The organism is Siminovitchia fortis, from assembly GCF_007681465.1.
GTDB lineage: Bacteria > Bacillota > Bacilli > Bacillales > Bacillaceae_C > Siminovitchia > Siminovitchia fortis.
In genome coordinates, this window is record NZ_VEKZ01000046.1 from 24,139 (window position 1) to 32,825 (window position 8,687).

Consider the following 8,687-nt stretch of genomic DNA (forward strand, 5'->3'; position numbering starts at 1 on the left):
GGTAGGCCCCTTGCTGGATGTAAATAATTTCGAGTATATGAAAATCGGCCTCGCATCGCCGGATAAGATCCGCTCATGGTCTTTTGGCGAGGTTAAAAAGCCGGAAACGATTAACTATAGAACTTTAAAACCCGAGAAGGACGGTCTTTTCTGTGAGCGGATTTTCGGACCGACAAAAGACTGGGAATGCCATTGCGGAAAATACAAACGTGTACGGTATAAAGGAGTCGTTTGTGACCGCTGCGGCGTTGAAGTGACGAGGGCGAAAGTCCGCCGTGAGCGAATGGGGCACATTGAGCTTGCTGCCCCTGTCTCTCACATTTGGTACTTCAAGGGAATTCCGAGCCGGATGGGTCTTTTATTGGATATGTCCCCCCGCGCATTGGAAGAGATCATTTATTTCGCTTCTTACGTAGTGACAGACCCGGGCGACACTACACTTGAGAAGAAACAGCTTTTATCTGAAAGGGAATATCGTGCTTATCGTGAAAAGTACGGTTCATCTTTCAATGCGGGAATGGGAGCGGAAGCTATTAAAAAGCTTTTGCAGGATGTAGATCTTGACAAAGAAGTCGAGATTTTGAAAGAAGAGCTGAAGACAGCGCAGGGCCAGCGGCGTACGCGCGCTATCAGAAGGCTTGAAGTGCTGGAAGCATTCCGCCACTCCGGAAACCATCCGGATTGGATGGTGCTGGATGTCCTTCCGGTCATCCCGCCGGAATTACGCCCGATGGTTCAACTGGAAGGCGGCCGGTTCGCTACATCGGATCTGAACGATTTGTACCGTCGTGTCATTAACCGGAACAACCGCCTGAAAAGGCTCTTGGACCTCGGAGCCCCCGGCATCATTGTCCAAAATGAAAAGCGTATGCTTCAGGAAGCTGTCGATGCTCTCATCGATAATGGACGGAGAGGGCGTCCGGTGACCGGACCCGGCAACCGTCCGCTCAAATCCCTTTCACACATGCTGAAAGGAAAGCAAGGGCGCTTCCGCCAAAACTTGCTTGGTAAACGGGTCGACTATTCAGGACGTTCCGTTATCGTCGTCGGACCGAGCCTTAAAATGTATCAATGCGGCCTTCCGAAAGAAATGGCATTGGAACTGTTCAAGCCGTTTGTCATGAAGGAACTTGTTGAACAGGGTCTTGCTCACAATATTAAGAGCGCCAAGCGTAAAATTGAGCGTGTTCATCCCGAAGTTTGGGATGTGCTGGAAGAAGTCATCCGCGAACATCCGGTGCTCCTAAACCGTGCACCGACATTGCACAGGCTGGGAATTCAGGCATTTGAGCCGACTCTTGTCGAGGGAAGGGCGATCCGCCTTCACCCGCTTGTATGTACAGCATATAATGCGGACTTTGACGGCGACCAAATGGCTGTCCATGTTCCGTTATCCGCCGAAGCCCAGGCGGAAGCAAGGCTGCTGATGCTGGCTGCGCAGAACATCTTGAACCCAAGGGACGGCAAGCCGGTCGTTACACCTTCCCAGGATATGGTTCTCGGGAACTATTATCTGACATTGGAGCGTGAAGGCGCTGCAGGCGAGGGCATGGTCTTCGGCAATGCAGATGAGGCGCTGCTCGCATACCATAACGGATATATCCACCTGCATTCCCGGATTGCGATTCATGTGGATTCTCTGCCCAATGAGAGATTTTCTGAGGAACAGCGGAAGAAATTGTTGGTTACGACCATGGGTAAAATCATTTTCAATGAAATTTTGCCTCATTCGTTCCCATATATCAATGAGCCGACAAGGGAGAATCTTGAACAAAATACGCCGGAGAAGTATTTTGTTGATACAACAGAAAACGTTGCGGAATTCATTAAAAAGCAGCCGCTTGTTAAGCCGTTCAAAAAGAAAATTCTTGGGAATATCATTGCCGAGATTTTTAAAAGGTTCCAAATCACCGAGACTTCCAAAATGCTCGACAGCATGAAGGATCTTGGATTCAAATATTCGACTAAAGCAGGGATTACGGTCGGAGTATCCGATATTGTTGTACTTGCGGAGAAAGAAACAATCCTTGAGGAAGCCCAGACAAAGGTCGACAATGTCCTGAAGCAGTTCAAGCGGGGGCTGATTACAGATGAAGAGCGCTATGACCGTGTCATTTCCATCTGGAGCTCCGCAAAGGATGAAATTCAGGATAAGCTGATGGAGTCCCTGGAAAATCTTAATCCGATTTACATGATGAGTGATTCCGGTGCGCGGGGTAACCCATCCAACTTTACACAGTTGGCGGGTATGCGCGGACTCATGGCCAACCCGGCTGGACGGATCATCGAACTTCCGATCAAATCAAGCTTCCGGGAAGGATTGACAGTACTCGAGTACTTTATCTCCACCCATGGAGCGCGTAAAGGATTGGCGGATACAGCACTGAAGACAGCCGACTCAGGTTACCTGACAAGAAGGCTGGTTGACGTTGCGCAGGATGTCATTGTCCGTGAAGATGACTGCGGTACAGACCGAGGCCTCCTTGTTTCAGCGCTTAAAGACGGCACAGAAGAAATCGAGTCTTTGGAAGAAAGACTGATTGGCCGCTTTACCCGCAAAAAGATCGTTCATCCTGAAACAGGGGACATTATCATTAATGAGAATACGCTTATCACGGAAGATACAGCGAAGGAAATCGTCAACGCAGGAATTGAAAAAGTATGGATCCGCTCGGCATTCACATGTAACACCCGCCATGGCGTATGTAAAAAATGCTACGGCCGAAACCTGGCAACCGGTTCAGTAGTGGATGTCGGGGAAGCGGTGGGAATCATCGCCGCCCAGTCAATCGGGGAGCCGGGTACCCAGCTTACGATGAGGACCTTCCATACCGGAGGGGTTGCCGGGGACGATATCACGCAGGGTCTTCCGCGTATTCAGGAATTGTTCGAAGCCCGTAACCCTAAAGGCCAGGCTGTCATTTCTGAAATCAGCGGCGTGGTCACCGCCATCAATGAAGGCAGGGACCGCCAGCATGAAATTGTCATCCAAGGCGAAATTGAAAGCAAAACATATAATGCCCCGTACACAGCCCGTCTGCGTGTAGCAGTGAATGACCGGGTGGAGCGAGGGCAGGAATTGACCGAAGGGTCCATCGATCCGAAGGAATTGCTGCGTGCCAAAGATGTGGCCGCCGTACAAGAGTATCTTTTGCTTGAAGTGCAAAAGGTTTACCGGATGCAGGGTGTTGAAATTGGCGACAAGCATATCGAAGTGATGGTTCGCCAGATGCTGCGGAAAGTGAGAGTCACGGATGCAGGAGACACCGATGTACTGCCGGGAACATTGCTTGACATTCACCAGTTTACGGATGCGAACAAAAAAGTGCTGCTTGAAGGAAATCAGCCGGCAACCGGACGTCCGGTATTGCTCGGTATTACAAAAGCATCGCTTGAGACGGATTCCTTCCTGTCAGCAGCATCATTCCAGGAAACAACACGCGTGTTGACCGACGCTGCCATCAAAGGCAAGCGGGATGAGCTGCTCGGCCTGAAAGAGAACGTCATTATCGGAAAACTGGTTCCGGCCGGAACCGGAATGCAGCGCTACAGAAGAGCGGGCGCCGTATTGAAGCGAGAAGAAGACGATGCAGTCAACGTAGAATAACAGAGGGGCCGCCGGCAAAACTGCCGGCGGATTCTTGTAAAGAAAATCTCTTTTATTGTTGACATTGAAAATATCAGATGATAATATATTCAAGGTGATCCTATCATAATAACCTGTTGCTTTGGAGGATGCGTAAAATTGTCTTATGAAAAAGTACTGCAGGATGCAAATGTGATAATAGGAACAAAGCAAACAGTAAGGGCTCTGAAATCAGGCCATGCGAAGGAAGTTTTCGTTGCGCAGGATGCCGATCCGCGAATCACGGATAACATCATTGATACAGCGAAAGAGCTGGATGTGCCCGTAACCAGGGTCGACTCCATGAAAAAACTTGGCAAAGCATGCGGTATTGATGTAGGGGCGGCAGCTGTTGCCATCATTCACTAAAGGCGTTTTTGCGAAGGACGCGTATGTTGTCCGCAAAAACTTGTTTTTTTTCTTTAAAAAAGAACCACCTGGATGTGTGGGTCTACAGAAAACCGGAAAGGAGGAAGCATTCATGCCTACAATTAACCAATTGGTACGCAAACCAAGAAAGTCAAAAGTGAGTACTTCTGACTCACCAGCACTTAACAAAGGGTACAACAGCTTCAAGAAAACGAGCACTAACGTTTCTTCTCCACAAAAGCGGGGCGTATGTACTCGTGTTGGTACAATGACACCTAAAAAACCGAACTCTGCGCTTCGTAAATATGCCCGTGTTCGTTTGACAAACGGAATTGAGGTAACTGCCTATATTCCTGGAATCGGCCATAACCTTCAAGAGCACAGCGTTGTATTGATCCGCGGTGGACGTGTAAAAGACTTGCCTGGTGTGCGTTATCACATCGTTCGCGGCGCGCTTGACACTGCCGGCGTTGAAAACCGTGCACAAAGCCGTTCCAAATACGGTACAAAACGTCCAAAAGACAAAAAATAAGATTTAGATATATTCACTGTTTGTGAAAGGAGGAACCCTAATGCCACGTAAAGGACCAGTCGCAAAAAGAGATGTGCTTCCTGATCCATTGTACAACTCTAAACTCGTTACACGCCTGATCAACAAATTGATGGTCGACGGTAAGAGAGGAAAAGCACAATCTATCCTATATTCAGCATTTAATCTAGTTCAAGAAAGAAGCGGTAAAGACCCAATGGAGGTTTTCGACCAGGCTTTGAAAAACATCATGCCGGTCTTGGAAGTAAGAGCCCGCCGTGTGGGTGGAGCCAACTACCAAGTGCCAGTTGAAGTGCGTCCGGAGCGCCGTTCAACATTAGGTCTTCGCTGGTTGGTGAACTACGCACGTCTTCGTGGAGAAAAAACCATGGAAGAGCGTCTAGCCAATGAAATTCTTGATGCTGCAAACAACAGCGGAGCTTCAGTTAAGAAGCGTGAAGATACGCATAAAATGGCTGAGGCAAACAAAGCATTTGCTCACTATCGCTGGTAAGATCATTATTATTTATAAACTAGGAAGGAGAAAGACGAGATGCCTAGAGAGTTCTCCTTAGAAAAGACTCGTAATATCGGAATCATGGCTCACATTGATGCCGGTAAAACAACGACAACCGAGCGCATCCTTTTCTATACAGGGCGAATCCATAAAGTGGGCGAAACACACGAAGGTGCTTCCCAGATGGACTGGATGGAACAAGAGCAGGAGCGTGGAATCACAATCACATCCGCTGCTACAACGGCACAGTGGAAAGGATACCGCGTCAATATCATTGACACTCCCGGCCACGTAGACTTCACTGTTGAAGTTGAACGTTCCTTAAGGGTCCTTGACGGAGCTGTGACTGTCCTTGATGCACAATCAGGTGTTGAACCGCAAACTGAAACAGTTTGGCGCCAGGCAACAACTTACGGAGTTCCACGAATTGTTTTCGTCAATAAAATGGATAAAATCGGTGCAGACTTTTTATACGCTGTAAAAACTCTGCATGATCGTCTGGATGCTAATGCACATCCAATCCAGCTTCCAATCGGCGCAGAAGATACTTTCAAAGGTATCGTAGACCTCGTTGAGATGAAAGCTTGGATCTATGAAGGCGACGTGCTGGATGCCACTGAATCAGAGATTCCGGAAGATCTTCAAGATCAAGCGGAAGAAATGCGTGCAAGCTTGATTGAAGCGGTCGCAGACTTTGATGAAGAGCTTATGATGAAATATCTTGAGGGCGAAGAAATCACCAACGAAGAGCTTAAAGCGGCAATCCGTGCAGCAACTTTGAAAGTAGAATTCTACCCTGTACTTTGCGGAACAGCTTTCAAAAACAAAGGTGTACAGCCTGTGCTTGATGCGGTTGTTGACTATTTGCCTGCTCCGATAGATATCGAATCAATCAAAGGGATCGTACCTGGCACAGAAGAAGAAGTAGAGCGTCATGCCGATGACAATGAGCCATTCTCAGCTCTTGCATTTAAAGTCATGACAGACCCTTATGTCGGTCGTTTGACATTCTTCCGTGTGTACTCAGGTACACTTGAATCCGGTTCTTATGTACAAAACTCCACTAAAGGAAAACGTGAAAGAATCGGCCGTATCCTTCAGATGCACGCAAACCACCGTGAAGAGATCACAACTGCTTACAGCGGTGATATCGCGGCTGCAGTAGGTTTGAAAGATACAGGTACAGGAGATACGCTTTGTGACGAAAAGAACCTTGTAATTCTTGAGTCCATGGAATTCCCTGAGCCGGTTATTTCAGTTGCCATTGAACCAAAATCCAAAGCGGACCAGGATAAAATGGGTGCTGCACTTGCGAAATTGCAGGAAGAAGACCCGACTTTCCGTGCAGAAACAAATGTCGAGACAGGACAAGTCGTTATTGCCGGAATGGGTGAGCTTCACCTTGACATTATCGTTGACCGCTTGAAGCGTGAATTCAAAGTAGAAGCTAACGTTGGTGCACCACAGGTTTCTTACCGTGAAACTTTCCGTACTGCGGCTCAAGTCGAAGGTAAGTTCGTACGCCAGTCAGGTGGACGCGGACAGTTCGGCCACGTTTGGATAGAATTCTCTCCAAACGAAGCCGGTAAAGGCTTTGAATTTGAAAATGCCATTGTCGGTGGTGTTGTTCCCCGTGAATACATCCCGGCTGTCCAAGCAGGATTGGAAGATGCAATGGCTAACGGTGTAATTGCGGGATATCCGCTCATTGACGTGAAGGCCAAACTTTATGACGGTTCTTACCACGATGTTGACTCCAGTGAGATGGCATTTAAAATTGCTGCTTCCCTTGCTTTAAGAAACGCAGCGAAAAAATGTGATCCGGTTTTATTGGAACCTGTCATGAAAGTCGAAGTTGTCGTTCCGGAAGAATATCTGGGAGATACAATGGGAGACGTTACTTCACGCCGCGGACGAGTTGAAGGTATGGAAGCAAGAGGAAACGCACAAGTGGTGAAAGCATTCGTTCCACTTTCCGAAATGTTCGGTTATGCGACATCTCTCCGTTCCAATACACAGGGACGCGGTACGTACACAATGCACTTTGACCACTACGAAGAAGTGCCAAAATCCATCGCTGAAGAGATCATCAAAAAAAATAGCGGTGAATAATTGATTTTATTGCATCTATCAAGTATAACTACTAATAGATGATATTCGGGCGGCTTTGAAGCGGGGAGAACTCTTCCTTTGAAGCGCTCGCCTATACTTACTATTTTTTAAATTTAAAGGAGGATTTCCTAATGGCTAAGGAAAAATTTGATCGTTCCAAAGAACATGCGAATATCGGTACAATCGGTCACGTTGACCATGGTAAAACAACTTTGACTGCTGCTATTGCTACAGTTCTTTCTAAAAAATTAGGTGGAGAAGCTAAGTCTTACGACCAAGTTGACAACGCTCCTGAAGAAAAAGAGCGTGGAATTACAATTTCTACTTCCCACATCGAGTATGAAACTGAAAAGCGCCACTATGCGCACGTTGACTGCCCAGGACACGCTGACTATGTTAAAAACATGATCACTGGTGCAGCGCAAATGGACGGAGCTATCCTTGTTGTATCTGCTGCTGACGGCCCAATGCCACAAACTCGTGAGCATATCCTTCTTTCCCGTCAAGTAGGTGTTCCTTACATCGTTGTATTCATGAACAAATGCGACATGGTTGACGACGAAGAACTTCTTGAATTGGTTGAAATGGAGATCCGTGATCTTCTTTCTGAATATGAGTTCCCTGGAGACGACCTTCCAGTAATTAAAGGTTCTGCTCTTAAAGCTCTTGAAGGAGACGCTGAGTGGGAAGATAAAATCATTGAATTAATGAACGCTGTTGACGAATACATCCCAACTCCAGAGCGTGAAACTGACAAACCATTCATGATGCCTGTTGAGGACGTATTCTCTATCACTGGTCGTGGAACAGTTGCAACTGGACGTGTTGAGCGCGGACAGGTAAAAGTCGGTGACGAAGTAGAAATCATCGGTCTTGCTGAAGAGTCCAAGAAAACAACGGTTACTGGAGTTGAAATGTTCCGTAAGCTTCTTGACTATGCAGAAGCCGGAGACAACATCGGAGCACTTCTCCGCGGTGTAGCACGTGAAGACATCCAACGCGGCCAAGTTTTGGCAGCACCTGGATCCATCACACCGCACACTAAATTTAAATCAGAAGTATACGTTCTTTCCAAAGAAGAAGGTGGACGTCACACTCCATTCTTCTCTAACTACCGCCCTCAGTTCTACTTCCGTACAACTGACGTAACTGGAATTATCAATCTTCCAGAGGGAGTAGAAATGGTTATGCCTGGCGACAACGTAGAAATGTCAGTAGAACTTATTTCTCCAATCGCGATTGAAGAAGGAACTAAATTCTCAATCCGTGAAGGCGGCCGTACAGTAGGCGCTGGTGTCGTTGCTTCCATCGAAAAATAATAAAGCTTTAAAAAAGTGCACTTTTAAAGCGAAGGGGCTGTCCAGAAAGTCAGTGAAAACTGATTTTCTGTGACAGCCCTGTTTTTCCCGACTTTAACAGTTAAATTGAATAAAACAGGCTGAGAACATTGATTTAATCAAGTTTTCAGCCTGTTTTTTATTTTTAATATTGTATATATGAAGGTATATATGATACAATATTTGAAAAAGAGGTGG

6 protein-coding genes are annotated in these 8,687 nt (G+C 47.0%); all 6 read left to right on the forward strand.

The features are described from left to right. The first annotated feature begins 10 nt into the window (after window positions 1-10). The 6 genes from rpoC to tuf all read left to right on the forward strand — a co-directional run bounded on the left by rpoC (window position 11) and on the right by tuf (window position 8,471). Entirely contained in the window at window positions 11-3,607 is a 3,597-nt protein-coding gene (gene rpoC / locus FS666_RS13935) for a DNA-directed RNA polymerase subunit beta' (protein ID WP_120072816.1), read from the forward strand. A gap of 138 nt (window positions 3,608-3,745) precedes the next feature. Beyond that, window positions 3,746-3,994 carry a 50S ribosomal protein L7ae-like protein gene (locus FS666_RS13940; RefSeq protein ID WP_120072818.1) on the forward strand — a complete coding sequence of 83 codons (249 nt, stop codon included), beginning with the start codon at window positions 3,746-3,748 and terminating at the stop codon, window positions 3,992-3,994. A gap of 112 nt (window positions 3,995-4,106) precedes the next feature. Then, a complete protein-coding gene (gene rpsL, locus FS666_RS13945; protein WP_144462701.1) occupies window positions 4,107-4,526 on the forward strand; it encodes a 30S ribosomal protein S12 in 420 nt (139 codons plus the stop codon). 40 nt (window positions 4,527-4,566) lie between these two features. Continuing rightward, window positions 4,567-5,037: a 30S ribosomal protein S7 gene (gene rpsG / locus FS666_RS13950; protein ID WP_120072820.1), complete on the forward strand. Its 471-nt coding sequence runs from the start codon at window positions 4,567-4,569 to the stop codon at window positions 5,035-5,037. 39 nt (window positions 5,038-5,076) lie between these two features. Next, on the forward strand, window positions 5,077-7,152 hold the full coding sequence (fusA, locus tag FS666_RS13955; protein ID WP_120072823.1) for an elongation factor G: 2,076 nt from the start codon (window positions 5,077-5,079) through the stop codon (window positions 7,150-7,152). A gap of 131 nt (window positions 7,153-7,283) precedes the next feature. Continuing rightward, window positions 7,284-8,471: an elongation factor Tu gene (tuf, locus tag FS666_RS13960; RefSeq protein ID WP_120072825.1), complete on the forward strand. Its 1,188-nt coding sequence runs from the start codon at window positions 7,284-7,286 to the stop codon at window positions 8,469-8,471. Window positions 8,472-8,687: the final 216 nt, after the last annotated feature.

Bases quoted from the DNA above. Each gene is read 5' to 3' on its own strand.
- rpsL (WP_144462701.1), top strand. From the start codon at position 4,107: ATGCCTACAATTAACCAATTGGTACGCAAACCAAGAAAGTCAAAAGTG.
- rpsG (WP_120072820.1), top strand. From the start codon at position 4,567: ATGCCACGTAAAGGACCAGTCGCAAAAAGAGATGTGCTTCCTGATCCA.
- fusA (WP_120072823.1), top strand. From the start codon at position 5,077: ATGCCTAGAGAGTTCTCCTTAGAAAAGACTCGTAATATCGGAATCATG.
- tuf (WP_120072825.1), top strand. From the start codon at position 7,284: ATGGCTAAGGAAAAATTTGATCGTTCCAAAGAACATGCGAATATCGGT.